The sequence below is a fragment of the Myxococcus sp. CA051A genome (assembly GCF_013336705.1).
In the GTDB taxonomy this organism is placed as follows: domain Bacteria; phylum Myxococcota; class Myxococcia; order Myxococcales; family Myxococcaceae; genus Myxococcus; species Myxococcus llanfairpwllgwyngyllgogerychwyrndrobwllllantysiliogogogochensis.
Map to the genome: position 1 here is coordinate 157010 of NZ_JABUMS010000002.1, position 26918 is coordinate 183927.

Sequence of the window (26918 nt, forward strand, 5' to 3'; positions counted from 1 at the left end):
AGGGCGACTCCTCCGAAGACTCTCGAAATCTCAGCCGACGGAGAACAGGCGCGCCTTGCGGAGCTGGACTTTGAGTGTCTGACCCGGGCGCACTTCAAGTGGTGGGGCCACCACGCGCAGCAGGGTGCCGTCGACGGGGAAGCGGTACTCGGCGGCGTGTCCGAGGAACAGGCGCGCGGAGAGGGGCAGAGGGGTGCCCTGTTCACCGAGCGCCAGGTCCTCGGGCCGCACGACCAGGGTCGCGGGGCCCGGGGGCGCGGAGGTGTCGGCCGGCAGTTGGAACACGGTGCCGCTCCGCGCGGTGTGGAAGGCGCCCTCGCGCACCTCGCCGGTGAGGACGTTCGCTCCGCCGACGAAGCCCGCGACGAAGGGCGTGGCTGGCTCGCGATACAGCGTCTCGGGCGCGTCCACCTGCTCCAGCACGCCCTGGTTCATCACCGCGATGCGGTCCGACAGCGCGAGCGCCTCGCCCTGGTCATGCGTGACGAAGACGAGCGTGGTGCCCAGCCGCGCGCGCAGGGCCGCCAGCTCCGCGCGCAGTTCCTCACGCAGCGCCGCGTCCAGGTTGGAGAGCGGCTCGTCCAGCAGCAGCACGCGGGGGCTGGCCACCAGCGCGCGCGCCAGGGCCACGCGTTGAAGCTGTCCGCCCGACAGCTCGTGGGGCCTTCGAGTCGCCAGCGCCTCCAGGCGGACCCAACGCAGGGCCTCGCGCACCTTCGCGGCGACCTCCGTCTTCGACATGCGACGCAGCGTCAGCGGATAGGCCACGTTCTCTTCCACCGAGCGGTGCGGCCAGACGGCGTAGCCCTGGAACACCATGCCCAGTCCGCGCCGCTCGGGCGGCACGCGCACGCCCGGCCCCGCCACCATCTCCCCGCCAATGCGGATGACGCCCGTGTCGGGGTGCTCCAGGCCCGCGAGCATCCGCAGCGTCGTCGTCTTGCCGCAGCCGGAAGGGCCCAGCAGCGAGACGAGCTCGCCCTCACGGACCTCCAGGCTCAGGCCGCGCACCACGGGCGTGGCGCCGTAGGACTTGAACAACCCCTCCAACGAAATCGCCGCCATCACCGCGCCTCCGCCGCGCGCCGGGCCACCAGCGCGAGCACCGCTTGTCCCAGCACCACCAGCGCGACGAAGGCGCAGGCCAGCACCGCCGCCGCGGCGGGGTCCGCGTAGCTCTGCAGGTCGAACAGCAGCTTGCCCAGCACCTCCGAGCCCGCGGGCACCAGCAACACGGACATGGTGATTTCCGTCGCGCACGAGAGGAAGGCCAGGATGAAGGCCACCATGAGCGCGGGTCGCAAGAGGGGCAGGGGCACGTCGACGAAGGCCCGCAGCGGCCCCGCTCCGCTGATGCGCGCCGCCTCCGTCAGGGACGGGTCCAACTGGGCCAGCGCCTCCGCGCTGTTGCGCGTCCCCAGCGCCAGGTACTTCGCCGCATAGGCGATGAGCAGCAACCACGGCGTGTGCGCCAGCGCGAGCACGAAGGCCACCTTGTCCACGAGGATGAAGCGCCAGTCCCGCGAGAAGGCGAGCAGCAGCGCCAGGGCCAGCACCGTGCCCGGCACCGCATAGGGCCATACGGCGACGGCCTCCACGCCCGCGCCGAGTCGGCGGAAGGCCCGCTGGAGCAGGGCCGCGGCGAGCCCCAGCCCACACACCAGCGCGCCCGCTCCCGTCGCGAGCAGCAGGCTGAGCCCCGTGGCGCGCAGGGTGCGCGGCTCCAGCAGGACGCCGGACCAGTGCGCGAGCGTGAGCTCCTCCCACGCAAGCCTCGCCCCGAAGCTGCGCTGGAGCGAGGTGAGCAGGATGGCGGCGAGCGGCAGCAACACGAGCAGCGCGCACGTGCTCGCGACCCCCACGGTGGCCCCGGTGCGCGCGCGGCCCAGGGAGAGGGGACGCGAGGCCAGGCCCTTGCCCGTGCTCAGCCGCACGCGGCCCGAGCGGCCCAGGGCCCACGTCGCCAGCAGGGACAGCGGCGTGAGCAAGAGCAGCGCGAGCGCGAGCGCGGAGGCCCGGCCCAGTCCCTCGTCCCCGAGCAGCACGAGTTCGTAGATGCGCGTGGTGAGCACGCGCGTGGGCGGAGACGCGGACACCCCCAGCAGGTACGGCACGCCGAACGACGACGCCGCCATCAGGAACACCATCACCGCGCCGGACAGGAGCGAGGGGAGCACCAGCGGCACCGTCGTCGTCAGCAGGGCCCGCGCGGGCGAGGCACCGCACACGCGCGCGGCCTCCTCCAGCGCGGGGTCCACGCGTCGCAAGGCCGCCGCGCCCGCCAGCAGCACCAGCGGCAGTCCGGACAAGCCCTCCACGAAGGCGATGCCCACCGGGCCGTGGATGTCGAGCGTGCCTTCACCCAGCAGCCGGTTGAGATAGCCCGCGCGCGGACTGGCCAATGACAGCCATCCCATGCCCCAGATGAACGCGGGAATCGCCGAGGGCAGGGTGAAGAGGACGGTGAAGGCGCCGCGCAGCGGCAGGTCCGTGCGGAACAGCAACAGCGACAGGGGCGTGCCCAGGACCAGCGCGAGCACCGCCGCCCCGCCGGAGATGGCCAGCGTGTTGCCCAGCGCGCCCGCCTCCGAGGCCAGCCAATCCCAGCCGAGCGTTCCCGGGGCTCCCGCGCCGCGCGCGAGCAGCAACACCACCGGGCCCACCGCGAAGAGGACCAGGGGCACAAGCCACGCGAACAGCCCGAGCCACCGCGCCGGGGGGCTCATTTCGAGAAGGCCCGGCTGAAGGCTTCCTTGATGACGCCACCGCGCGTGAGGCCCTCTTCCATCAGCGCGGGTGTCCACGGCTGCGTGCGTGTCAGCAGGGTGTCCACGCCGGGCTCGCCGCCGGGGCCCGGGAGGCGTGGATCCACCGCGTGCATGTCACCCTTCTCGACGATGAGGCGCTGTCCCTCGGGAGACAGGAGCACGTCCACCACCGCCTTCGCCGCCACGGGGTTGGGTGTCGTCGCGAAGAGGGCCACCGGCCCGGGGATGGTGACGGCGCCGTCGGTGGGCCAGACCACGCGAATCCGACTGCCGCGTGAGCGGGCCGTCAGCGCGTTCTCCAGCAGCAGCACGCCCGCGTCCGCCTCGCCGCTCTCCACCTTCTGGAGCACCGCCGCGTTGCCGCCCGCGACGATGGCGCCGCGCTCGCGCAGGCCGGTGAAGTACCCGTCGCCATACTTCGACTGACAGAACACCGCCCAGGTGAAGGCCGTGCCCGACGTGAGCGGGTCGCCAATGGCCACCCGTCCCGTCCATGTCCCGTCCACCAGCGCCGCGAAGGACGTGGGCGGAGGAGGGGAGTCCTCGCGGTGCACCAGCACCATGGTGGACACGCGGATGGAGGCATGGCGGGCGTCCAAATCCAGCAGCGAGCGCGGGACGCGCAGCACATGCGGGGAGGCATAGGGCAGGAAGGCGCCGGAGCGTGCCAGCCGCTCGACGAAGAACGGGTCCGACGCGGAGAGGATGTCGGCGCGCACGGCGCCGGCGGCGCGCTCGGCCTCCACCCGGCTGGCCACCTTCTCGCTGCCGGCCTGGTACCAGCGCACCGTGACGCCGGGGAGCTTCTTCTTCAGCAGCGGCTCCAGCGCGTCCAGCACGTGCTGGTACATGGACGTGTAGACCCAGACCTCGCCGGATGGCGCGCCCTCGTGGGAGAGGGTGGCGCCGGACGAGGGCGCGGCGGACTCGATGCGGCACGAGGCGAACACGGCCAGCGCGAGGATGAGGCCGGCCGCTCGGGCCAGGGCGGGAAGGGACATGCGCCCGGGATTATGCGGCACCCCCGCCGAAAGTCGTCGTCCCTCACGGACACCTCTTCAAAAGGAAAGCCCCCTCCGCGCCCGGAAGGCACGAAGGGGGCTTTCATTCGACACGCGTGTCGCCCTACTTGCAGGTGCGGGGCGTCATGGCGTCAATCCAGTCGGCGATGAGCTGCGAGCCCGCGTCGTGGCGCAGGGCGCGGCCAATCTCCGGCATCATCTTTCCCGACTCCTCGGTGTTCATGCGGTACCAGAGGATGGACGTGGAGTGGTCTCCGGGGACGATGTCGAACTCACCGCCCACGCCGTTGCCCGCGGAGCCCGGCCGCTTGCAGTGGCCCAGGCTGAACTCGTCCGTCGTCTTGATGTCCAGGAACAGCCGGCTGGTGATGCCGGGCTGCGCCTTCGGGTTGTGGCAGTGCGCGCAGTTGATATCCAGGTAGGTGCGCGCGCGAATCTCCAGGCTCGCTTCCGCCGTGTTGAAGGCGTCCGGCGCGCGAGGAATCTGGATGGCGGGAGGCAACCCCGTCAGCTTCCCGAGGTCCGCCAGGTGCTGGAGCTGGTTGAGCGTCTGTCCGTCGTAGACATGGTCCCGGTTGAGATACCGGGCCTTCACGCCGATGGGCAGCAGCTGCTGGTTGTCCTGCTCATCCACCACATGGTGGCACTTCTGGCACTGGTTGCGCTGGGGCACCAGGTAGTCGAACTTCTTCGCCACGCCCTGGGCGTCGATGAACTCGAAGTTCTTGAACACCTTGCCGCCCACGGCCTTGTCCGCCTCCGTCAGCGCGTCATTCCAGACGTAGGGATACGCCTCCCAGCCGCCCGGCTGTCGCACCAGGATGCGCGTCTCCAGGGGGCGCACGTTCTTGTCCGGCTCCCGGAAGTCGGCGGGGAACGCGAACGTCTTGGTGATGATGGTCCCCACCGGCAAATCCAACACGTCCGACGCCGAGTACACCGCCGCCTTGCCCGCGGGCACATACAGCGTGCGGGACTTCAGCGAGTAGTCGGAGAACAGCGGCGTGGTCAGCTCGTAGGGGATGTTGCCCGCCACGGGCTGGAAGTCGCTGGTCGCCGGGCTCCCGGTGAACAGCCCCAGGTCCGACAGCTTGTTGGGGATGGTGACGGTGCCCTCGGGCAGCCCCGCATCGGGAGTGCCCGCGTCCGTCCCCGCATCCACTCCGGCGTCGGGTTCACCGGCATCCGGTCCAGCGTCCGGCCCCGCGTCGGGTGTGGACGGAGTGCCAGAGTCACCCGCATCCGGGGTGCCGCTGTCGTGGTTCCCCGAGTCAGGCGGGTTGTCGCCGCCCGGTGGGTCATCGTTTCCACCCGAGCAGGCGGCCACCGCCGCGGCGAACAGCACCGCGGCGAGGCCCAGGCGAGTCATGTACGGCGCGCGCATGGCGAGTCAGTCCTTGAACCGCTGCTCAGGGAAGCGCCAGCGCGGGGCTGAAGCCCGAGCAGTTGAACGGCGCCACGCCCTGGTTGTAGCGGCGCGTCTCCGCCCAGGCACCCGTCGGGTCGGGCGTCGTCGCGGTGAGCTTCGCCGTCACGGCCATCAGGTCCAGGTCCACCACGGACTCCTTCGAGGACGCCGGCAGCGTGTTGTTGACGAAGCAGATGTTGACGCCGTTGGCGATGGTCTCGTTGCGCGGATACGGGTCGATGCCGTCCCACAGCACGTGCTCCACCCGCTCCACGCCGTGCACGGCCTTGCCGTAGGCGTAGAGGTTGGACATCAGGAAGCCCAGCGGACGGAGCGTCATGCTCGGCGCGCCATGGTCGATGTTGCCGCCGCTGCCACCCGTGAAGGTGTTGTCGTGGATGCTCACGTCCGCGCTGGCGAAGTTGTAGAAGGCCGCCGCCCACAGGACGGGGTTGGGCTCGATGGACAGGCCGCTGAGCACCGCGATGTCCACCGTCTCGTTGTCACCCCACGTGTTGCCCACGAACTCCACCCGGCGCGACGCCAGGATGAACGTGCCCGTGCCCGCCGGCACCTGCGACACCGTGCTGCTGCTGGTCGTCACCGACGCGAAGTTGGGGCGGTTGTTGCCGGTGATGATGTTCTTGGTGATGAGGATGTCGGTGCCCTTGATGGGGTTGCCCGGCAGGTCGAACACCACCAGACCCGTGGTGTTGTCGATGGCCGTGTTGCCCTCCACATAGGCGTACTTCGTGTTCTCGATTTCGATGCCCGCCACGTTCTTCTTCGCGATGTTGCGGCGGACGATGGTGTAGCGCGTCTGGCCCACGTAGATGCCGGCGTCGGCGGCGTTGTACGCCTCGCTGTCCTCGACGAGCACGTAGCGCGACTTCACCGGGTAGATGCCGTACTTGCCGTTGTCCGGGTTGTTCTCCTGCGCCCACTCGGTGCGGATGCGCTGGATGAACACGTTGGCGGAGTTCTCCACGCGCAGCGCGTCCTTCTTCGCGTTCCACAGCGCCAGGTCGCGCACCGTGAACAGCTTGCCAATCACGTCCATGCCGTTGGTGTTGGAGGCGGCGTTGGAGAAGTCCAGCACGGTGCTGGCGGTGCCACCGGTGCCCTCACCCTGCGCGCCCCGGCCCGCGCCGACGATGGTGATGCCGTCCTGGCGGATGGTCACCGCGTTGTCGAAGCGGAACGTGCCCGCGCCCAGCTGAATCGTGGTGCAGGGCTTGAGCTCATTGACCTCGTTCTGCAGCGCCTGCTCCTGACCCGGATTGAAGGTCACCGTCGTCCGCTGCGCGTCGGTACATGAGAACTCGGCGGGCCACACGGTACCTGAGTCAGGAGTCCCGGAGTCCGGGGTCCCCGAATCCGGCGTGCCCGAGTCCGGCACACCGGGGCCCGGGTCCGGGTTGGCGCTCGCGAACGTCCGGTCATCGTCATCATCCGAGCATGCGGGAATGGCGAGCAGACCCAGCGTGGCGACGAGCACGGCACGTGACACGCGCGAAAGCGGCAGACGGTTCATCAGGTTTCCTCCTGCGGAAAGGCGCGCCTCTTCGACTCACATGAGTGCGATGCTGAGAAGCGCGGCGAGGGATGCGCGAATACTCGTCTCCGCGCCGCCCGACCTCAAGCGTTCGGTGAGGAATTCCTCCACGCCTGGGTTTCGTGACGCGGTGCGATGTGCAATGGAATGGAGCCTGTATTTTCGCGGGTCAGGAGATGCGTCCCTCGTGCTGCCCTACTTCCCCTTCGAGCAGGACACCTATGCGACGGCACTTGGAGTACGCGCCCTGCGGGCAGGTGAAACACTCATCGAGATAGACGCACCGCATTATGCGGCTGAGCTGGCGTTGAAGGCGTCGCTGCTGCGCGAGGATTTCCGCGCGCGATTCCAGGCATTGCCAGGAACGGAGCCGCTTCAATGGGAGGTTTTGAGGCTTTTACTGACGCGCATGGCGGACGAGTCGCCCGCTCACTTCACGCGGCTCGAAGGCGAGGGTGGACGCTGGCACTGGCGCAACGCGCTGCTCGGCACGGATTCCCGCTTCGTGCCGGGAGACGCGGAAAGCCTGCCCCTGGCGCCGCTGGACTGGGTGGGCCGGCAGGTGCAGGAGGATCTGCTGGTGCTCGACGGCGCGCGTGAGGGTTTTCCGCTGGTCGCCGGCCAGCTCTGTTTTCCTTCCGGGTGGTGCCTGGACCAGAAGCTGGGCCGGCCGTTGTTGGAGGTCCACGCACCGGTGCCGCGCTTCGCCGAGCAAGTGGGCGCCGCCACGCTGCGGTTGATGGAGGGCCTCAAGCCCGGGCGCACCGTCACGCGCTGCAACTGGGCCCTCACCGTCACGGACCGGCTGTGCATGGAGCCGCGGGCGCGGGCGGAGTGGCTGCACCTCTTCGACGGCCTCACCCCCCAGAACGCCGGTGAGCGCTGCTTCCTGCGCCTGGAGCGTCAGACGCTCAGCCGCCTCCCGGAGTCCGGCGCCGTCCTCTTCACCATCCACACGTACCTGGCACCCGTCGCCGGCGAGGTGCCCACGCCCGAGCGCCGCCGCCGCCTGGCCCAGGTGCTGCGCACCGTCCCCGATGACATGAGCGGCTACAAACGCCTGGGCCCCCTGCGCGAGCCCCTGCTGGCGTACCTGGAGGCGCCCCCCACGGGTGAAGGTCCGTCCGAGTCACCCTGAGTCCGGGCGACGAAGACGCCGGGTGGAGAAATATCCCACCCAGATGGAATGAAGGCCAAAGTCTGGCGCTGTTGAGCGTCCAGGTGGTGCCGGCGAGCAGATGAACGCGCGTTTCTGTAGTAAGTCGCCCCTCCGGAACTGTGACTGGCAGCGGGTTCGCTGCCGCTGCAAGCCAAGGAAGGGCAAACACATGCGGAAGATGTGTCTGGTTGCGATGATGCTGAGCGTGGCGGCGTGCCAGCCTCAGGGTGCGAAGGATGGCAGTGCCACGGCGACGACGCCGGGCGCGGCGGCCACCCCGCAGAGCGAGGACCAGAAGACGCTGTACGCGCTCGGCCTGTCCATCGGCAAGAGCATCAGCGTGTTCGAGATGACTCCGGAGGAGCTGGAGTACGTCAAGGCGGGCCTCACCGCGCAGGTCAAGGGCGAGAAGCCCGCGGTGGAGCTGGAGACGTACGGGCCGAAGCTGCAGGAGCTGGCGCGCGCGCGCAGCACCCAGAAGGCGGAGAAGGAGAAGGAGAACTCCAAGAAGTTCCTGGACGAGGCGTCGAAGGAGTCTGGCGCGACGAAGACCGAGTCGGGTCTCGTCTACAAGGAGCTGACCGCGGGCACGGGTGATTCCCCGAAGGCCACGGACATCGTGAAGGTCCACTACAAGGGCACGCTGCCCAACGGCACGGAGTTCGACAGCTCCTACAAGCGGGGCGAGCCCACGCAGTTCCCGCTCCAGGGCGTCATCAAGTGCTGGACGGAGGGCGTGCAGAAGATGAAGGTCGGCGGCAAGGCCAAGCTGGTGTGCCCGTCCGACATCGCCTACGGCGACCGCGGCGCGCCCCCGAACATCCCGGGTGGTTCGGCCCTGGTGTTCGAGGTGGAGCTGCTGGAGATCGTCAAGCCCCCCGAGGCGCCTGCTGCTGGCGCGCCGGGTGCGCCGGGTGCTCCCGCGACGCCTCCGTCGGCCGCGCAGAAGAAGTAGTCACCTCCCTGCTCCACTCGGAGCGGGAGAGAGGAGGGCTGGCCAGGGGAATCCCTTGCCAGCCCTCTTCGTTTGGGGCGCTCGGAGCGCCACACGCCGAGGGAGGAACGCGATGCACCGTCACCTGCTGCTGTTGGGCGCGTTGTTGCTGGTGGGAGGTTGCACGCGGGGCAAGCCCCACGAGGTGCTGCGCGAGCCGTCGTCCACGGGCGCGGTCTCCGAGGCCGAGTTCAAGGCGATGCACACCCTGCGCGGTGACGCGCCGCCGGAGCTCCTGGGTCAGGAGGTGGAGGTGGCCGGGACGAAGGCGTACCTGAGCCTGCCGCCCGACGCGAAGGCGCCGCTGCCCGCCGTGCTGCTCATCCACGAGTGGTGGGGCCTGAATCCTCACATCCGACACTGGGCGGACCGGCTGGCGGCCAACGGCTACGCGGCGCTGGCGGTGGACCTGTATGGCGGCAAGGTGGCCACCACGTCGGATGAGGCGCTCGCGTTGCTCAAGGCGGTGGACCCGGCGCGTGGGATGCAGGTGCTGAAGGCGGCGCACGCGTTCCTGCGGGAGGACTCGCGGGTGCGCGCGACTCGCACGGGGAGCCTGGGCTGGTGCTTCGGTGGGAGCTGGTCGCTGCATGCGGCCATGGCGATTCCGGAGCTGGACGCGGCGGTCATCTACTATGGCAACCCGGTGACGGACCCTCAGGAGCTGGCGGCCATCCGGGCGCCCCTCCTGGGCATCTTCGGGACGAAGGACGCGTCGATTCCGCCCGAGACGGTGCAGGAGTTCCGGGAGGCGTTGAACGCGGCGGGGGTGCGCCACCGCATCGTCGAGCTGGAAGGGGAGCATGCGTTCGCCAACCCGTCCGGCCAGCGCTACGACGAGCGCGCGGCGGCGATGGCCTGGGCGGAGACGTCGATGTTCTTCGAGCACCACCTGCGGCGCTGACAGGGCGCGGATGTCCAGCGGTCCACATGTGTTCGCGGGAGCGTGACGCGAGGTTGCTCCTGGGCTCCAGGTCGGCTTGAACAGGAGCACGGCTTCGGGAGGTGCGGTTGTCGAGGATGGGTGTGAGTGTCGTGGTGGGCCTGGGGCTGCTGCTCTCCGGGAGCGTGGCGCTGGCGGCGTCGCCCGTGGTGGCTGACGCGCCGCCGCCGTTCGCGGGAGCGTGGCGGCGGCCCGATGGGGGCCTGGTGCGGGTGGGCCGGGACGCGTCGTCGGCCTTCTTGATGGACTTCGCCTCGCGGCGGCGTTGGCGGCTGGAGCCTCGGGGCGAGGGGTTGTGGTCGCTGGAGGGCAGTCGGCCCGCGGCGTTGGCTGTCTGGCGCGCGCCGACGTTGACGTTGAGCGGAGTGGCCGCCGGGGCGCTCGTGCTGGAGCCCGTGCCGGTGCGCACCGAGGAGCTCTCGTTGCGCAGCGGCGACGTCACCTTGTCCGCGACGCTGTGGTTGCCGGCGGGAGGGCCGCCCCGGCACGCGGTGGTGCTGTTGCACGAGGCGGGGCAGGGCACGCGCGAGTCGCTGGAGCCCTATCCGACGTTCCTCGTCGAACAGGGGCTCGCGGTGCTCACGTTCGATGCGCGGGGCACGGGGCGCTCCACGGGGGACAGTCAGCCGTGGGAGTCCGGGGTGCGGGAGCGGGCGGTGGATGGGTTGGTGGCGGCGCGGCTGTTGCGGCAGCGGGTGGCGCCGGGTGGCGCGGTGGGGTTGATGGGTTTTGGCCAGGGCGCGTGGACGGCGGTGAGCGCGGCGGCGCAGTCGCCGGAGGACGTGGGGTTCCTGGTGTTGGTGTCCGGAGGGGGCGGCGCGGTGTGGAAGCAGGAGCAGCACCGCATGCGCAACGAGGGTCGGCGGCGGGGCCTCACGGGGCCGGAGCTGGTGGACCTGACGGAGTTCCTCGACGTGCTGTACGACGCGCGCCTGTACACGGACGAGGGCGCGGCGCGTGCGTTGAAGACGCTCGACTTCCAGCTCCAGCGGGCCAAGCGCAAGCGTTGGTATGCGGTGACGGCGATGCCGCCCTTCAAGGGCCTGCCGGTGGCGCGCTTCCTGGACGTGCAGCGCAAGATGTGGCGCAACGTGTTGTCCTACGACGCTGCGGAGGACCTGCGGCGGGTGCGCGGGCCGGTGCTCGCGCTCCTGGGCGAGCGCGATGAGACGACGCCCGCTTCGCTCACGGCGCGGGCGCTGAATCGCGGGCTGAAGCTGCGGCCCGGCGCGCCGGGAAGGGCGCTGGTGAAGGTGATTGCGCGCGCGGACCACTGGCTCGCGGAGCCGGCGCGAGAGGACCAGCCGGGAGTGGAGGTGGTGACGAGCGATGCGCTCGACACCCTCTCCGCGTGGCTTCGCGCGCTGGAGCGCTGAGGGCCTGACTCAGTACGGTCGCTGGCCCGAGTAGTTGCCCGGGGGCGCGTAGTTGCAGACCCAGAGCTGCCACGTGGGGAACTGGCTGCCCCACGGCGAGTTCGTCGTGCACACCTGCGTGGCGCAGCCCACGCGTTTCGTGTTGCGCCACACCACCTGCGTGTAGTGGCCGCACATCTTGCCGCTCGTGCACGTGTTGTTCGCGTAGTTGTAATCCTTGACCTCGCTGCTCCAGCCCTCCACCACGTTCCGGGTGGACATGGAGTTCGGCGTGGCGGCGGTGAGGTTTTCACCGTAGTTGCCAGGGTCGGGGTTGTGCTCGAACTTGCACTTCGCCGCGTAGGCTGTTGCCTTCTCCTCCGCCGCGGTGTCCCAGGTGAGCGGCGCCAGCGCGGGGCTCGGCGTGGGCTGTGCGGCGGCGCGGGTGGCGTTGTGTCCCGCGAGCATGTCCTGGGCGAATGGCGACAGCGTGCCAGAGCCCGAGTCGGGTGTGCCCGAACCAGAGTCCGGCGTACCAGAGCCCGAGTCAGGTGTGCCCGAACCGGAGTCCGGCGTACCGGAACCCGAGTCAGGTGTGCCCGAACCGGAGTCCGGCGTGCCAGAACCCGAGTCGGGAGTGCCGGAGTCTCCGGTGTCCGGGCCGTCATCGTCCGGCTCATCCGAGCCGCAGCCGGCACCGGCGAGCCAGGCCACGAGGAGACCGCAGGTCAGCAGAGGTCGGACGAGGGAGCGGTTCATGGCGCGGATTATCCGCCGCCCTCGCCACGTCCGAAAGGGTGTGCGGACCGCGTACCCACGGGCAGCCCGACTCAGTAGGGCCGCTGTCCGACGAAGTTTCCGGGCGGCGTGTAGTTGCACACCCAGAGCTGCCACGTGGGGAACTGGCTGCCGAAGGGCGAGTTCTTCTTGCACAGCACCGTGGCGCAGCCGACCGCGCCCGTCTTGCGCCACACCACCTGCGTGTAGTGGCCGCACACCTTGCCCTTCTTGCAGGTGTTGCGCGCGTGGTCGTAGTCCGCGACTTCATCCGCCCAGCTCTTCACCACCTGTCGTGTCCCCCACGCATCCGGAGTGGCGGCGGCCAGGTTCTCCCCGAAGTCACCCCGGTCGGGGTTGTGGTCGAACTTGCACGCCTTCGCCCACGAGGCGGCCTGTCGCGCGGCGTCCTCGGACCAGACGAGCGGCGGAAGCGAAGGCTTCGGTGTCGGCCGAGCCTGCGCGCGGGCCTCGTTGTGCGCCTCCACCATGTCCCGCGCGAAGTCCTTCGCGGGGGACGGCGTGGGGCGCGACTCCTGGGGCGTGCCGCGCGCGGACGTCTGCTGCCCCCGGGACGCGGTGGTCGCGGCGCGCGGGGCCGTCGAGGACTTGCGCTGCCCCGACTTGGAGGTGGCCGGGACGCAGCTGAGCGGAAGGACGAGCAGGACAAGGAGAGGCCAGCGAAGCGCGAGGGGAGACGGACGCATGACGAGAATGATGCGTCAGGACTCCCACGCGTGCATGTGACGTTGAATCCCCGCGTTCGCGAGGTCGGCGTCTACCCCCCGAGCCCCGCCAGCTCGCCCGTGCCATCCGCGCCGAAAGTGGTGACGTTGGGGACGCCCATGGCCCGCATCATGGAGATGTAGAGGTTCGCGATGGGCATGCCCGGTGCGCGCAGATGCCGGTCCGTTCCGACGGCTCCGCCCCCCTTGCCCGCGAGGAGCACGGGGAGGTTCCGGTGGATGTGCGCGTTGCCGTCCTCGACCTCGCTGGTGAAGTACACCAGCGAGCTGTCGAGCAGCGACGCGCCTGGTCCATCCTGGGACTCCTTCAGACGCCGCACGAGGTAGGCGTACTGCTCCACCTCCCACCGGTCGATGCGCGCCAGGGCGTCGTAGTTGGACTGGACGTACTGGTGATGCGAGTAGGCGTGGTGTCCGCCGCTGAGTCCCAAAAAGCCATACACCTTGTTGCTGCGCGCGTTGGCCATCATGAAGGTCGCGACGCGGGTGAGGTCGCATTGGAAGGCGAGGACGATGAGGTCCATCATCGCCTTCGTCTTGGTGCGCGGGTCTTCGTCTTCGCTGGGGGCGACCTGGCTTCCACACGTGATGCCTTGCTGGCCCAGGGCCTCCATCTGCTTCTCCAAATCGCGCACGCTGGTGAAGTACTCATCGAGCTTGCGGCGGTCCGTGGCGCCGAGCTGCTTCTGGAGCGTGGTGGCGTCCTCGCGAACGAAGTCGATGATGCTCAGGCCGTAGGCGCGGCGCTTCTCTATCTGGGCCTGCGTCGTCCCGGGGTCGACGCCCGCGAAGAGTCGGTCGAAGACAGCCTTGGGGCGAGCCTCCTTGGCCATGGGCGTGCGGGGCCCTGCCCAGGAGATGTTGTTGGCGTAGGGGCATGCGTAGCCGGAGTCGCAGTTGCCGATGCCTCGGCCCGCGTCGTTGCCCAGCTCCAGCGAGGGATAACGCGTGGCCTTCTGTTGGGCCAGGTGGTTGGCGATGACCTGGTCCATGGAGATGCCCGCGTGGAAGTCGGTGCCCTCCGTCTTGAAGGCCTTGGTGCAGGACAGGAGCGCGGCGGTGCCCGCGGCGTGGTGCCCGTCTCCGTCCGGCCTGCCGGAGTCGTTGGCGAGCCCGCTGATGACGAGCACGTCGCTCTTCACGGGCGCCAGCGGCTGGAGCGATGGCGTCAGCTCCCAGGTGGCGCCGGTGCCTGTCGGTGTCCACTTCTGCATGTGAATGCCATTGGGCACGTAGAAGACCGCCAGTCGGCGGGCGGTGGGCAGGGCCTCAGCGGCGCGCGCGGTGCCGGGCACCATCCGCTCCAGCAGGGGGAGCGCCATCAGCGCGCCCGCGCCGCGCAGCAGGGTCCGACGGGACAGTGACAGCTTCTTGCTCATGGTGACTGGGCCTCCGGGTCTCCCCGTCGGGAGGTGAAGTGGTCGCTGAGGACGATGGCGAGGATGTAGTCACTGAGGCGTCCGCCGCTGGCCTCCGCCGTCGCGGCGATTTCCCTCACCGCGCAGTGGTCGGCCTCCGCCATGCCTCGGCCGAGCGCGTAGGTGAGCAGGTGCTCGGTGAAGCAGGAGGGCAGCTTCGGGTCCTCCTTGATGAAGCGCCGCATGTCCACGCTGCCGTTGAGCACGGTGCCGTCGGGCAGGTCTCCGGTGGCGTCCACGGGCGCGCCGCTGACCTCGTTCAGCCGCCAGCGGCCGATGGGGTCATAGTTCTCCAGCGAGAGTCCCAGCGGGTCCATCATCCGGTGACAGCCCTGGCACTGGGGTAGGCTGCGGTGCAGCGCCATGCGCTCCTTCATCGTCATGTGAGGATTCACGGGGGGCGGCAGGCCCTCCACGTTCGGCGGCGGCGGTGGCGGCGCGGAGCACAGCAGCTGCTCCAGCACCCAGACGCCGCGCTGCACGGGCGAGGTGCGGTCCGAATTGGAGGTGACGGTGAGCAGTGAGCCGTGGCCGAAGATGCCCTGGCGTTCCGGATGACCGGAGAGGTCCACGCGTCGCGGTGTGCCGCTGCCGGGTGGGGGCAGGCCGTAGTGGGTGGCGAGCGCGTCGTTCACGAAGGTGAAGGGCGCGTCGATGAGGTCCCTCAGCTTGTGGTCGCCGGTGATGAACTCCTGGAAGACCAGCTCGGTCTCCTGGCGCATGGCCTCGCGCAGCTTTTCGTTGAAGGCGCCGTAGAGCGCGGGGTCTGGCTCCGCCGAGTTGAGCGCGCGGGTGAACAGCCACTGTCCCGCGAAGTTGCTCACCAGGGCCTGGGCCTTCGGGTCCGCGAGCATGCGGTGCATCTGGGCTTCCAGCTCCGCGGGCGTGCGCAGCTTGCCTTGCTCGGCGGCCTGGAGGAGCGGCTCGTCCGGCATGCTGCTCCAGAGGAAGTAGGAGAGGCGGCTGGCCAGCTCGAAGTCGTCGAGCCGGCGCGGCGTGGCGGAGGTCGGCTCCGGGTCCTTCTCCACGCGGAAGAGGAAGTGGGGCGACACGAGCACTGTGCGCAGGGCGAGCTTCACGCCTGCCTCGGGCGTGTCTCCCTGTTGCTTCGCGAGCGTGAGGGCGCGCAGCAGCCGGTCCACCTCCTCGGAAGTCACGGGGCGGCGCCAGGCGCGGCGAGCGAAGCGCGAGACGATGTCGCGGGCACAGGGCTCGGGATTGATGGCGTCCAGTGCGCAGGTGCGCAGCTTGCCCTGGGCCCAGGCGGTCTCCACGAGCTTCTCCGCCGCCGTGGCGTACTTCTCCAGGAGGAGGGGAGACAGGCTGAGGACATCCGCGTTGTTGTCGAAGCCGTAGCCGTGGTCGTCGGTCGGGAAGTCGCGGGCGGGGCGGGTGGTGTCGCCCAGCAGGTCGCGCACGGTGGCGTCGTACTCGGCGCGGTTGAGGCGGTGCAGGGTGACGCGGCCGGGGTCACCGGAGACGTTCTCGCACTCGTCATTCTGGGTGTGGGGATTGTCCTGGTCGGGGAGGACGCGAGCCTTGGGCAGTGAGTCGCCCTTGCAGCCGGCGAGCAGCAGCATGCAGCCCGCGCTCGCGAGCCAGTGCCCGAGCCTTCGTTCGTGAGGCCTGGAAGTCACGTCCTCAACCCCTTTCGCAGCGCCGCGCCTGGCGGAATCCGGTCGGGGCAAAGCAAGACGCTCACCAAGGCATCGCGCTGGACAGTGAACGCGGAGGGCGACCTGGGGGGCGAGGTGGACGGGTGGGGACCGTGCTCGCCTGGGTCGCGGAAGGGATGTGGGGGTGAAGAGGGTTTCCCTGGGTGGGCACCGGGTGGCCGAGCACGAGGGGATTCGTGGGGGGCATGGAAGCGGCCTCGAGGCTCCGGTAGAGGAGACGCGCCATGACTTCATCGCGTGCCGATGCCGCCGTTGCTGACGACTTCCTGTTGCTGGTGGACGTGCTGCCAGAGGGGTTGAGGGAGGGCGTGCGGGCGCTTGCTGTCTCGGGGGTGTTGGAGGTGGTGCTGGATTTGGGGCGAGCGCCCGAGGCGCGGCTGGTGGACCGGGTGGTGCGGCTGCGAGAGGCGTTGGTGGGGCCCGAGGATTTGCAGCAGGTGTTGGAGCGGGTGGGGGCGCCGGGGGAGGACAACCGGGCGGGCATCGAGCGGACGTTGCATCGCGTCTCGGCCATCCGGAATCGGCGGGGGCGGGTGGTGGGGCTGACGCTGCGGGTGGGGCGGGCGGTCTACGGCACCATCGACATGTTGAAGGACCTCATCGGCTCGGGGCGCAACCTGTTGCTCCTGGGGCGGCCCGGGGTGGGGAAGACGACGAAGCTGCGCGAGGTGGCGCGCGTGCTCGCCGATGACCTGGGCAAGCGGGTGATGGTGGTGGACACGTCGAACGAGATTGGCGGGGACGGAGACGTGCCGCATCCGGGCATTGGTGGGGCGCGGCGGATGCAGGTGTCGCGGCCGGACCGGCAGCACGACGTGATGATCGAGGCGGTGGAGAACCACATGCCCGAGGCCATCATCGTGGATGAGATTGGGACCTCGGCGGAGGCGTCGGCGGCGAGGACCATCGCGGAGCGGGGCGTGCAGTTGGTGGCGACGGCGCATGGCAACACGCTGGAGAACCTGGTGCTGAACCCCACGCTGTCGGACCTCGTGGGCGGGGTGCACACGGTGACGCTGAGCGACGATGAGGCACGGCGTCGGCGCACGCAGAAGACGGTGAGCGAGCGCAAGGCGCCGCCCACGTTCGACATCGTGGTGGAGATGGTGAGCCGCGACGAGGTGCGCGTGCACGCGGACACCGCGGATGCGGTGGACCGGTTGCTGGCCGGCAAGGACGTGGGTGGCGAGCGGCGAAGGCAGGACGCAGTGACGGGGCGCGTGGAGGTGGAGCCGGCGAAGGCGTTGCCTCCAGTGGCGTTGGGGCGAGGCCCGATGGTGAGACGTCCGGTGGGGACGGGCTCGGGAGTGGAACGGTCCGCGGCGCGTGCTGTACCGATGGGCGTCACGAGGCCCGCTGGCGAGGGAGGCGCGCTGCGCGAGTCGAGCGCACGTCAGCCCTCGGAGACGGGCGTCTCGCAGACCGTTGGCACGGAGGAGAGTTCGCACGCGGATGACACACGCCGAAGCGAGCGCCTGGTGGGTGAGGACGACGAAGCCTCGCTGGATGATGAGGAAGTGACGGCCGCTCATGCCGAGACGGAGCAATCCGCCGCGCCCCCCACGCTGCTCACGGAAGCGGATGCCGAGCGTCACACGCGAGCTGGCATCTCCACTCTGGGCATCGGCTTGCCGGAGTCTCGGGCCGCGACGGGCGCCGCGATGCTTCCCGCGTCACGGCCCACGCGCTTCGCTCCGCGCCGTGCCGACGACTCCCCCGACGCATGGCCCGCCGAGGAGCCCAAGGGGCTCACGCGCCTCTATCCGCACGGCGTGAATCGAGACCTGCTGCTCCGGGTGCTGCGCGAGCTGCCGGTGGAGGTCCGGTTGGTGAGTCGGCTGGAGTCCGCGGACTTGGTGGTGACGCTGCGCTCACGCGCGAACGATCCGAGGATGCGACGGGTGGTGGCGAAGACGGGCGCGCGGGTGGAAGCGGTGAAGCGCGCCAGTTCGACGGAGTTGCGTCGGGCGCTGAAGGGTTTCTTCAACGTGCTGGAGGGCGTGGACGAGGAAGAAGTCCGAGACGCCATCGCGGAGGCCGAGCACGCGGTGAAGCGGGCCTTGGGTGAAGGCATCTCGGTGGCCTTGTCGCCGCGCCAGTCCCGGGTGCGCAAGCTCCAGCATCGCCTGGTGAGCCGCTATCCGCTGGAAGCGGTGAGCCACGGCAGCGAGCCCTCGCGGCACCTGGTCATCTACCCGCTGGGAGCGGAAGTCGAAGCCGCGCTCGCGAAGGAAGACCACGAGGGGAGCCCGTGACACACGGGCTCCCCAAGAACATCTCGTGTGGCTACTTCGCCGCGTCCACGTAGGCGCGGTACGCCTCGAAGCCGTAGTCGCGGCCGAGGAAGTCCTTCACCAGCTCCGCGGCGGGCTTGGAGCCACCGGGCTCCAGCACGGTGCGGCGGTACTTCATCGCCGTCTCACGGTCCAGGTACCCGTTCTTCTGGAACTCCGTCTCCAGGTCCTTCGCGATGACCGAGGACCACAGGTACGTGTAGTACGCCGCCGAGTACCCATCCAGATGCCCGAAGGCGAGCTCGAAGTGCGTGCCCGGACGGTGCTCGTGCTTGAACGGGCTGAGCTTCGTCTGCTGCTCCACCAGCGCCGTCGTCGTGTCGAAGCCCGGCTTGCGCGAGTAGTAATCCAGGCTCACCGCCGACAGGAACAGCTGCCGCCGCGCCCACAGGCCCTTGCCGAACTCCTTCGACGCGTTCAGCTTCTCCACCATCTCCGCGGGAATCGCAGCCCCCGTCTGGTGGTGCTTCGCGAACTCCTTCAGCACCTGCGGATTGCCCGCCCACTGCTGGAGCAGCATCGACGGCGTCTCCACGAAGTCCCACTCCGTGCGGATGCCGGTGATGCCACTCCACTGCTGCTTGCCGGAGAACACCGCGTGCAGCAGGTGGCCGAACTCGTGGAAGAACGTCTCCACTTCGTCGTGCGTCATCAGCTCGCCTGGCCGCGCGAAGTTGCACACCAGGGTGCCTTCCGGCAGCCGCTTGCCGGCCTGACCCGACGCCAGGTCGAACTGCGCCGCGTGCTTGTACTTGTCGTCGCGCGGATGCATGTCCAGGTAGATGCGGCCCAGGAGCGTGCTCCCCTCGAGCACGTCATAGGCCTCCACCTCCGGGTGCCACACCTTCGCGTCGTCGGCGCGGCGGTACGTAATCCCCCAGATGCGCGAGGTGATGTCCATCACCCCCGCCTTCACCCGGCCATACTCCAGATAGGGCCGCACCTCTTGCGAGTCGAACCCGAAGCGCTCCGCGCGCAGCCGGTCCTCGTAGTAGTCCTGGTCCCACGGCTCGAGCGTCTTGGCGCCCGGGACGTCCTTCTTCTTGCGGGCCAGCAGGTCCGCGAACTCCTGCTTCGCGCGCGCCTGGGTGGCCGCCGCCAGCCGGTCGATGAAGTCCGACGCCGCCTGCTGCGTGCGCGTCATCTTCGTCTCGGTGGTGTACGCGGCCCAGCTCGGATAGCCCAGCAGCGTGGCCAGCTCGTAGCGCTTGGCGATGAGCTGCGACAGGACCTCCTGGTTGCCGGGGAACGCGCGCTGACGGTAGGTGCGCCACAGCTTCTCGCGCGCCTTGCCGTCCTTCGCGTACGTCATGAAGGGGAAGTAGTCCGGGTAGTTGGTGGTGATGACCACCTTGCCGTCCTTCCCCACCGGGTGCGTCTTCACGTAGTCCTCGGGCAGCCCGTTGAGCTCCTTCGGCGTGAGGGACACCTGGCGCACGCCCTCGGCGATGTTCTTGCCGAACTGCTGGCCCAGCTTGAGCAACTCCTCGTTCAGCGACTTCACCCTGGCGCGCGTGGCTTCGTCGCGGTCCACGCCGGCGCGACGGAAGTCCAGCAGCGTGCGCTCCATCCAGTACTTCGTCGGCCCGTCCGCCTGCGACAGGTCCACGGCGGACAGGGCGTCATAGACGCCGCGGTCCTGCGAGATATCCACGTTGGTGGTGTCCACGCGCTGCTCGCACTCGCGGGCGGAGTCTCGGAAGGCCGGCAGCGGGTGGACCTCGCGGGCGAGGCTGGAGCGGTTGGCCGCGGAGACGAGCGAACCCGTCGCCTCGTCATACGCCGCGAGCACCGCCTTGCCGTCCTTGCGCGCGTCCAGCTTCTTCAGCGCCGTGATCTGGCCCTGGGCCCGCTCGATGTCGGCGGTGCACGCGGCGCTGAACGCCTCCGCGGTGCCGGAGAGCACGTCGGCCGTGCGAGGCGGAGGAAGCGGCTGTGGGGCGGGCGCGGCCTCCTGAACGGGCGCGGCGGGCGCGGCGGCCTGCTCGGGAGGGGTGGTCGGCTCGGTGGCCGCGGTGCCATGCGTACAGCCGACCGCCGCCAGGGCCGCCGACAGGGTGAGCGCAGTGAGTCTCTTCAAGGGCAGATTCCTCCAGGTTCCAACGCAAACGCCGGAGCGTCATGCCACATCCCGGCCTGCTTCGCTCGCCCGTCCCCCGGCGTGCCTGACATTCTCCGGGTGGGCTCGCCAGCGCGGGCAGGAGGCATACGGTGGTGGTGACGGTGACGGGGTTGGAGAGTGGACACATGAGCGGGAGCGCGCGGTGAAGGACGACGACTGCACGGAGCTGCTGCGGTGGGCCGCGCCCCGGCTGCGATTGCGGCTGGAGGGGTTCCACCGGGTGCGCGGGCAGGTCTGCAAGCGCCTGGGCCGAAGGCTCCATGCGCTGGGGCTCCCGCACCTCGCCGCGTATCGCGAACGGCTGGATTCGGACCCGGAGGAGTGGGCCGTGCTGGACGCGCTCTGTCGCGTCACCATCTCCCGCTTCTACCGCGACGCGCGCGTCTTCGATGCGCTGCGGGACGAACTGCTCCCCGCGCTCCTCCAGTCGTCCCCCGTGTTGCGAGTCTGGAGCGCGGGCTGTGCCTCCGGCGAGGAGCCCTACACCGTGAGCATTCTCTTCCGGCGGGGCCTCCTGCCGCGCTTTCCGCGGGCGCGGTTGGAGCTGGTCGCCACGGAGGCCGATGGAGCCCTGCTCGCCCGGGCCCGAAAGGGCTGCTATCCGCGCGGCACCTTGCGCGAGCTTCCGGCCGACTGGCGGACCGAAGCCTTTCCTGGCTCCGACACCGAGCCATGTCTCACCCCCGAGTACCGTGACGGTCTCATTTTCCTCCATGAAGACTTGCGAGCCCGCATGCAGGAGGGGCCGTTCCAGCTCGTGTTGTGTCGCAACGTCGCCTTCACGTACTTCGCGCCGTCGCTCCAGCGCGAGGTGCTCGCGGGGCTCGTGGCTCGGCTCGCGCCAGGAGGATTGCTCGTCATCGGCACCCGGGAGTCCCTTCCGGAAGGGGGTGTGGACCTGGAGCGCGTCGCGGGTGCGCTGCCAGTCTTCCGTGTGCCTGTCTCACGCTGAAGTCTGGGCCGGGTCCCTCTGCACCCGTGAGACATCCAGGTGTTTCACGCGGGGATGGATGAGCCGTGACGCACCCGGCCTTGAGTGAGCGAGGAGCGCCCGGTACCACCGCTTGTCTTTCGGGGCCAAGTCCCCTGGCCGGAGGGAATGCAACGGTATGCGCAAGGCGCTCTGTGCGGTCGCGACGTTGATGCTGTGGGCCTGTGGTGGTTCTGGCGGCGGTGAGACGGTTCAGTCTCGGCAGGAGGGGCTGACGCTGTCCGCGGAGACGGGCGACACGCGTGGCACCTTCGCTCGGGACGGAGGCGAGGTTTCCTTCTCCGCGCGAGAGGTGGAGCCCGGTGTCTACCGGCTGGAGGTGCGGCTGAGAGGAATGACGCTCGCGGGTCTGCTGGACCCGGCCAGCGGTGTGTCGACGATGGATGGCTTCGCGGACGAGGGCGCGGCGGACACGCAGTTGACGGACGCGGACCGCGAGCTGTTGTCGGCGTTCTACGACGCGCTGAGCGCCCAGCTTCCCACGGGTGACGCGGCGGCTCCAGAGGCGATGTATCTGCGGCGCGCGGTGGGCCTGTGGGCGCAGCATCCGTCCACCGTGGAGCTCCAGCGCACGGTGATGGGCGAGCAGGGCCGTGGCTACACCATGCTGTGCAGCTATGCGCGCTGCAATGGCAAGAACACCGGCAGCTGCGGCGGCGTCTACAACTGGTACTCGTACGCGAAGCACGACTGCAACAAGGGTGGCTTCAGCTACGCGGGCAACCAGCAGATCGCCCAGCTCGGTGACCACACGTCGTGCGGCGGGGATGAGTTCTACCTGAGCGGCAGCTCCTGGCTGTGCGGCGAGCCGGACCACTGGTCCCGCCCGAAGGTGATGGGCAACTGCTTCGGCCGCTGCGGCGGTGGCTGTGGCGGTGACACCCAGTACACGCTGGATGCGACGAACCACGACGGCTGCGTGCGCAACGGCCACGTCCTGGCGAGCGCCTGGTGTGATGACCAGTTCGTGTCCGCCACGGACGACGAGCTGTTCGCCTCCAACTGCTACTGAGACATGCGCATCCGTCGTGGCAGCAGGGGCGTGTGGGTGAGCGGGGCCGTGTGGGCCCTGCTCGCGTGTTCGTCCACGGCCTCGAAGACGGAGGCCGCGGAGGAGACGGTGCGGCGCTTCTTCGAGGCGCTTCCCTCGGAGGACTGCGCGGTGCTGGGGCCGCTGCTCGCCACCGGGGGAAGCATGCGTCCGTGCGAGGAGGCCGTGCGGGAGATGCACGAGCACGGCCTGTCGCTTGTCGGTATCGTCGAGTCCAAGCTGGACGGACGGGATTCGGACGCGGTGCTGGTGCGGGCGCGAATCGCGCGTGACGGCGAGGTGGGCAAGGAGCCGTGGTTGTTGCGCGTGGAGCGTCAGGCCGGCGGCTGGCGCGTGCGTTTCTGAAGAGGGCGAGCGATGAAGACTCGATACCGACTGATGCTGATGGCGGCCGTGGCGCTGGGCGTGGCCGTGTCGCTGGGCCTGCTGTGGCGCTCGTCCCCTTCCGAGCCTCCCGAGGTGATGGAGGAGGCTGCCTCCGCGCCGCCTCCGTCATCGCCCGCGCCGACTCCCACCGTGGCGGCGGCGGCGCCCCGTCCCGAGTCCCCTCCGGAGCCCCAGGCGGCTCCACGTGACGCCACCGTGGTGGCGCTGCGGCCCGGGGATGTGGCGCCGGAGCCGGAGGTGGCGAATCCTCCGCCGCAGACGAATGACGAGCTTCAGCCGGAGTTGCCCCAGACGGCGCAGTGGAAGCTGGAGAAGACGACCCACATCACCGCGCTGCTGGGGCGTGATGTGGAGCGGCTGGAGCACGAGCGGGAGCTGGCGGAGGCGCGGGGAGACTCGGGGCGCGTTCACCAGCTCGAGACCCTGCTCAAGCGTCACCATGGTCGACTGGTGGGACTGCGCGAGGAACTCCGCACGCTGACCGAAGCGGCGGCGGCGGAGGCCGCTCGGGAAGGACGCCCGGCTCCGTGAGGGCCTTGCGCCGCGGTGTCGCTCACTCCGTCGCGTTGAACGCGTCGTGGTAGGTCACCTGCGCGACGGGCCAATGGCCGGTGAAGGAGACCGCCTGGAAGTATTCGGCGGGCACGTCGGGCAGCACCAGGCCCGGTCGAGGCAGGAAGCCGAAGCGCTGGTAGAAGGCCGGGTCGCCGAGCAGCACGCAGCCCGAGGCGCCGAGGGCGCGCAGTTCAGCCAGCGCGGACGTCATGAGCCGGGCGCCGATGCCCTGGCCGTGGCGCTCGGGCAGCACGGAGATGGGCCCCAGGCCGTACCAGCCCTCCTCTCCGGACGAGAGGCGAACGGGTGAGAGGGCGACATGACCGACGATGACACCATCGTCCTCCGCGACCAGGGACACGGACAGCACTCCGGCCCGTCGGAGCGCGTTGACGATGAACTGCTCGGTGTGGCTCGTGTGCGGGGCGTCCAGGAACGCGGCGGTGGTGAGGCGCTCGATGGTGGCGCTGTCGGCGGGAGTCTCGGGTCGAATCGACAAGGGCATCGGGGTTCCTCGGGGCTGGGCTTCGCCGGAAAGGTCACCGTGCACCGACTGATGCTCGATTGCCACATCCACCGAGCCAACGCTGTCGAACGACGACATCGAGGCGTGCCATGACTCCTGGTTTCAGCATGACGCACCTCTCCTCGTGTCGCGGCCGTCCTCCTGCTCGCATGGTGTTGCTGGTGCTGGTGGGATTGGTCGCGTGTGCGCCCGTTTCGGAAGCGCCCGAGGTGCGAGATGTTCCTCCAGGCCAGGTGTCGCGTCGCATCGTCCAGGGCACGGACGCGCCCGACGATGTCGCCACCGTGGCACTGCTCGCTCGCCGGACACGGTGTAGCGGCGAGTCACCGTTGCTGCTCTGCTCGGGAGTGCTCATCGCGCCGGACGTGGTGCTGACGGCGGCGCACTGTCTGGACCTGTTCGGTGCGGAGGGGGCGCACGAGGTGTTCTTCGGGACGGTGTTGTCGCCGACGCCGGAGGTCTCGGGCCGCTTCATCCGCGTCTCTCGAGCGACCATCCATCCGAGCTATGTGCCGAGCACCCACGCCTACGACGCGGCGCTGCTGCGACTGGCTGCTCCAGTCGATGTCGCGCCCGTGCCTCTTCCCGCTGTCGGTGTGTCCATGTCCGTGGGCACGCACGTGCGAGCCGTGGGGTATGGCGACACGAAGGACGCGAATGCGCCGTCGGGCCGTCGGCGCCAGGGCACGCTCCAGGTGACGAGCGTGGAGCCCGCCGCCTTTCGAGCAGGTCCCGCACCGGGCATGAGCTGCGTGGGTGACAGCGGAGGCCCCGTGCTCGCGAGCGACGGAGTCCTCATCGGGCTGACCGTGAGCGGTGACGTGGCCTGTCGTGCCGAAGCCGTCAACGTGCGAGTGGATGCGTTGCTGGAGGACTTCATCCGCCCGTTTCTCGCGAGCGCTCCACCGGCGCCGGAGCCCACGCTTCAGCCCGAGGCGCTGTGCCGTGAAGCCTGCGAGCGAGACGCCGAGTGCCCCTCCGGACTCACCTGTGTCGCGACGGAGGGAGCCCCAGGTCGCTGCCTCCTGCCCGCCCTGCGAGAAGGCTCATTCGGTGCGACCTGCACCGAGGACGCCATGTGCGGAGCGGGAGGGCTCTGCGCCCGGTTGGAGTCGGAGGGAGACGACGCCTGTCGTTGTTTCACACCCTGCACACCCCTGCCTCCCGACCCCGAGCCCGAGGCACCGGACGAGGCCTCCGGGGGAGGCTGTTCCAGTGCTCCAGGGCTCGTGATTTTCGGGGTGTTGGCGCTGGCGGGAGTCAAGCGGCGGCGTTGATTTCGGCCCTCGGAAATCGCGCTCCGCGGGCGATGGGCACCTGAGTCCTGGAGCCGTGTCTGGTATTGTCCAGACATGAGCCACAGCGGAGAGGAATTGCGTCAGGCCATCCGCCGGCGGCCGGGAATGTACATCGGCGACACGGCGACATACGGCCTGTCCCGGCTTGCTGAATCCCTCCTCTTGCTGGGAGTCATCGCGGGCAGGGAAGGGCGGGTGCGGGAGATTTCGCTGTCCCTGGGGGTGGATGGCTCCTGCGAGATTTCCTTCGATGGCTGGCCATGGCCCCTGGCTTCCGGCACGTCGCCCATCGCGGATGTCGGGCGGTGGCTCACGTTCGTGAACTTCGACATGAATGCGGTGAGGCCGCCCGGAATGCCCCGAGGCGTCATCTTTCCGGTGCCCCATGTGGACCTGGGACTCGTCAACGCGCTCGCCTCGTCGCTCGAGGTCGTCGCCTGGGTCGGGGGACAGCGCTGGCGTCAGCGTTTCAGGGAGGGGCTTCCCCAGGGCGAGCCGCACGCCATCGCACCCGGCGCGAAACCGTCCGCCTCGGACTCGGGCCTCCACATCACGTTCATGCCGGATGCCGCCATCTTCGACCAGCCCCACCGATTCGCAGTGGAGTGGTTGAGGGATCGGCTTTCCTCGTTCTCAGCCTTTCACGCGGGCCTCACCTGGCGCTTCCGCGACGCGGTGTCCGGGCTCGACGAGTGCTACCGGCGCGAGCGGGGACTCCCGGACTTGTGCGCCGAGTTCTCCGAGCCCTCGCGTCCCATCCATGCGCCCTGGAGCTTCGAGGGGCAGGCGGGCACGACGCGGGTGCGGCTCGCGCTTCAGTGGGGCGAAGCCCCTGGCTCCGGGGTGAGGTCGTGGGCGAACGTGCGCGAGTGCACACGCGATGGCACGCACCATGACGGGCTCCTACTGGGCTTGCGCAAGGCGCTGCGTGCCAGGATGAAGGCCCGTGGCCCGGAGCAGGAGGCGCTCTCCTTCACGGATGCCGCGCTGTTGGGACATCTCACTGCCGTGCTGGAGCTCGTCGTGCCTGACACCGTGTGGTACGGGCCCACGCAGGAGCAGCTGGCGAATCCGGAAGCGAAGGCCGACGTCGCTCAGCTCGTCTCGACCTGGGTCGAACAGTCGCTCGCGAGTCATCCGGACCTGGAGTCACGGGTGCTGGCGCTGTCGGGAGTGCCTCGGAGCTGAGTCAGGAATTCGGTCCACGGCGACGCCCGAGCCCGCACTGAAGCGGTGGGTCGTCCGTGGGATGAAATGACACGAAAGGGGAGGCTTGAGCGCGCCCGAGTGAACAAGCCGTTTGAGTCTGATTACGAATCAGGTGCCGCACCCGCGGCGTCACCCCCATAAACAAGTGGAGGTGGACGGACTCGAACCGTCATTGATGAGCGTGTAGGACCTTTTCGGACGGGCGCGCTCAGTTCACAGTGACGCTGAGGCGCCGGTTTTCCTGACGGTTGTTCTTCCCGCGATTTGAAGCCTCGCCTCGGCGGTGGCGCACGACGCCCCGAAGGCGCGCCCCGTGCTCATGGCGCGGGTCGCGACCTCCGGAGCAGGGTGTGGCTCAAGCTACCCACAGGCGCCGGGCACACCGGCTCCGCCGCAGGTCTTGGGCGGGATGCAGGTGCGGGCGCACGACGAAATGGGAGGAGGGCATGTGCCGCAGAACGTGGTGCGTGTCTTGCCGCAGGAGTCGGCGCCGGTCACGTGTCCGCAGGACTTGATGTGGTGGGCGCAGAAGACCATGTCCGATTCCGCGGTGCAGTTGGGCTTGGAATTGGAGGAGGCGAAGGCGAAGGGGTCGCTCTTTGACGCGGGGGCCGTGGAGCCCGTCTTGAGTCCGCTGCAGGCCGACAGGAGAAGCAAGGACAGC

General features: G+C 69.5%; 22 protein-coding genes. 11 read left to right on the forward strand and 11 right to left on the reverse strand.

Annotated elements, in window-relative coordinates:
- Positions 1-30: 30 nt before the first annotated feature.
- The 5 genes from HUA74_RS06075 to HUA74_RS06095 all read right to left on the reverse strand — a co-directional run bounded on the left by HUA74_RS06075 (position 31) and on the right by HUA74_RS06095 (position 6732).
- Positions 31-1065, reverse strand: a complete 1035-nt coding sequence (locus tag HUA74_RS06075) for an ABC transporter ATP-binding protein (protein WP_174453785.1) — start codon at positions 1063-1065, stop codon at positions 31-33.
- Positions 1065-2726, reverse strand: a complete 1662-nt coding sequence (locus HUA74_RS06080; protein WP_174453786.1) for an iron ABC transporter permease — start codon at positions 2724-2726, stop codon at positions 1065-1067. The genes HUA74_RS06075 and HUA74_RS06080 overlap by 1 nt, the downstream gene beginning before the upstream one ends.
- Positions 2723-3769 (reverse strand): ABC transporter substrate-binding protein, encoded by a 1047-nt coding sequence (locus HUA74_RS06085; RefSeq protein WP_174453787.1) that lies wholly within the window; start codon positions 3767-3769, stop codon positions 2723-2725. Before HUA74_RS06085 ends, HUA74_RS06080 begins: the two co-directional genes overlap by 4 nt.
- A gap of 124 nt (positions 3770-3893) precedes the next feature.
- On the reverse strand, positions 3894-5174 hold the full coding sequence (locus tag HUA74_RS06090) for an SO2930 family diheme c-type cytochrome (RefSeq protein ID WP_174453788.1): 1281 nt from the start codon (positions 5172-5174) through the stop codon (positions 3894-3896).
- 25 nt (positions 5175-5199) lie between these two features.
- Positions 5200-6732: a parallel beta-helix domain-containing protein gene (locus HUA74_RS06095; protein WP_141645448.1), complete on the reverse strand. Its 1533-nt coding sequence runs from the start codon at positions 6730-6732 to the stop codon at positions 5200-5202.
- 208 nt (positions 6733-6940) lie between these two features.
- Between HUA74_RS06095 and HUA74_RS06100 the strand changes: the two genes are divergently transcribed.
- From HUA74_RS06100 to HUA74_RS06115, 4 genes are all read left to right on the forward strand, one after another.
- On the forward strand, positions 6941-7891 hold the full coding sequence (locus tag HUA74_RS06100) for a DUF3445 domain-containing protein (protein ID WP_174453789.1): 951 nt from the start codon (positions 6941-6943) through the stop codon (positions 7889-7891).
- Between the two features lie 190 nt (positions 7892-8081).
- Positions 8082-8867 carry an FKBP-type peptidyl-prolyl cis-trans isomerase gene (locus tag HUA74_RS06105; protein WP_141645450.1) on the forward strand — a complete coding sequence of 262 codons (786 nt, stop codon included), beginning with the start codon at positions 8082-8084 and terminating at the stop codon, positions 8865-8867.
- Between the two features lie 112 nt (positions 8868-8979).
- On the forward strand, positions 8980-9810 hold the full coding sequence (locus HUA74_RS06110; protein WP_174453790.1) for a dienelactone hydrolase family protein: 831 nt from the start codon (positions 8980-8982) through the stop codon (positions 9808-9810).
- A 116-nt stretch (positions 9811-9926) separates the two neighbouring features.
- The gene (locus tag HUA74_RS06115) at positions 9927-11225 is read left to right on the forward strand and encodes an alpha/beta hydrolase (RefSeq protein ID WP_174453791.1); all 1299 of its coding nucleotides are present in this window, start codon (positions 9927-9929) and stop codon (positions 11223-11225) included.
- Between the two features lie 9 nt (positions 11226-11234).
- On the opposite strand, the gene HUA74_RS45445 is transcribed toward HUA74_RS06115, so the two are convergent.
- The 4 genes from HUA74_RS45445 to HUA74_RS06135 all read right to left on the reverse strand — a co-directional run bounded on the left by HUA74_RS45445 (position 11235) and on the right by HUA74_RS06135 (position 15782).
- Positions 11235-11963, reverse strand: a complete 729-nt coding sequence (locus tag HUA74_RS45445; protein ID WP_254624946.1) for a CAP domain-containing protein — start codon at positions 11961-11963, stop codon at positions 11235-11237.
- Positions 11964-12034: 71 nt separating this feature from the next.
- Positions 12035-12688, reverse strand: coding sequence for a CAP domain-containing protein (locus HUA74_RS06125; RefSeq protein ID WP_141645453.1), 654 nt, complete (start codon positions 12686-12688; stop codon positions 12035-12037).
- 71 nt (positions 12689-12759) lie between these two features.
- Positions 12760-14106, reverse strand: coding sequence for a DUF1552 domain-containing protein (locus tag HUA74_RS06130; protein WP_174453792.1), 1347 nt, complete (start codon positions 14104-14106; stop codon positions 12760-12762).
- Positions 14103-15782, reverse strand: a complete 1680-nt coding sequence (locus HUA74_RS06135) for a DUF1592 domain-containing protein (RefSeq protein ID WP_371745637.1) — start codon at positions 15780-15782, stop codon at positions 14103-14105. Before HUA74_RS06135 ends, HUA74_RS06130 begins: the two co-directional genes overlap by 4 nt.
- A 263-nt stretch (positions 15783-16045) precedes the next feature.
- Between HUA74_RS06135 and HUA74_RS45450 the strand changes: the two genes are divergently transcribed.
- Positions 16046-18076: a R3H domain-containing nucleic acid-binding protein gene (locus HUA74_RS45450; RefSeq protein WP_305794678.1), complete on the forward strand. Its 2031-nt coding sequence runs from the start codon at positions 16046-16048 to the stop codon at positions 18074-18076.
- A 31-nt stretch (positions 18077-18107) separates the two neighbouring features.
- Here the strand turns inward: HUA74_RS45450 and HUA74_RS06150 are convergent, their stop codons facing one another.
- Positions 18108-20195: a M3 family metallopeptidase gene (locus HUA74_RS06150; RefSeq protein WP_217442799.1), complete on the reverse strand. Its 2088-nt coding sequence runs from the start codon at positions 20193-20195 to the stop codon at positions 18108-18110.
- A 184-nt stretch (positions 20196-20379) separates the two neighbouring features.
- Here HUA74_RS06150 and HUA74_RS06155 point away from each other — a divergent pair, with 184 nt between their 5' ends.
- The 4 genes from HUA74_RS06155 (at position 20380) to HUA74_RS06170 (ending at position 23197) form a co-directional block, all read left to right on the forward strand.
- Positions 20380-21189, forward strand: coding sequence for a CheR family methyltransferase (locus HUA74_RS06155; RefSeq protein ID WP_174453793.1), 810 nt, complete (start codon positions 20380-20382; stop codon positions 21187-21189).
- A gap of 157 nt (positions 21190-21346) precedes the next feature.
- The gene (locus HUA74_RS06160) at positions 21347-22240 is read left to right on the forward strand and encodes a hypothetical protein (RefSeq protein WP_141646161.1); all 894 of its coding nucleotides are present in this window, start codon (positions 21347-21349) and stop codon (positions 22238-22240) included.
- Between the two features lie 3 nt (positions 22241-22243).
- On the forward strand, positions 22244-22624 hold the full coding sequence (locus tag HUA74_RS06165) for a hypothetical protein (protein ID WP_141646162.1): 381 nt from the start codon (positions 22244-22246) through the stop codon (positions 22622-22624).
- 12 nt (positions 22625-22636) lie between these two features.
- Positions 22637-23197 (forward strand): hypothetical protein, encoded by a 561-nt coding sequence (locus HUA74_RS06170; RefSeq protein WP_174453794.1) that lies wholly within the window; start codon positions 22637-22639, stop codon positions 23195-23197.
- A 22-nt stretch (positions 23198-23219) separates the two neighbouring features.
- Here the strand turns inward: HUA74_RS06170 and HUA74_RS06175 are convergent, their stop codons facing one another.
- The gene (locus HUA74_RS06175) at positions 23220-23726 is read right to left on the reverse strand and encodes a GNAT family N-acetyltransferase (protein ID WP_174453795.1); all 507 of its coding nucleotides are present in this window, start codon (positions 23724-23726) and stop codon (positions 23220-23222) included.
- Positions 23727-23836: 110 nt separating this feature from the next.
- Here HUA74_RS06175 and HUA74_RS06180 point away from each other — a divergent pair, with 110 nt between their 5' ends.
- The gene (locus tag HUA74_RS06180) at positions 23837-25024 is read left to right on the forward strand and encodes a trypsin-like serine protease (RefSeq protein WP_254624947.1); all 1188 of its coding nucleotides are present in this window, start codon (positions 23837-23839) and stop codon (positions 25022-25024) included.
- Positions 25025-25099: 75 nt separating this feature from the next.
- Entirely contained in the window at positions 25100-26233 is a 1134-nt protein-coding gene (locus tag HUA74_RS06185; RefSeq protein ID WP_174453796.1) for a DNA gyrase subunit B, read from the forward strand.
- Positions 26234-26918 lie beyond the last annotated feature (685 nt).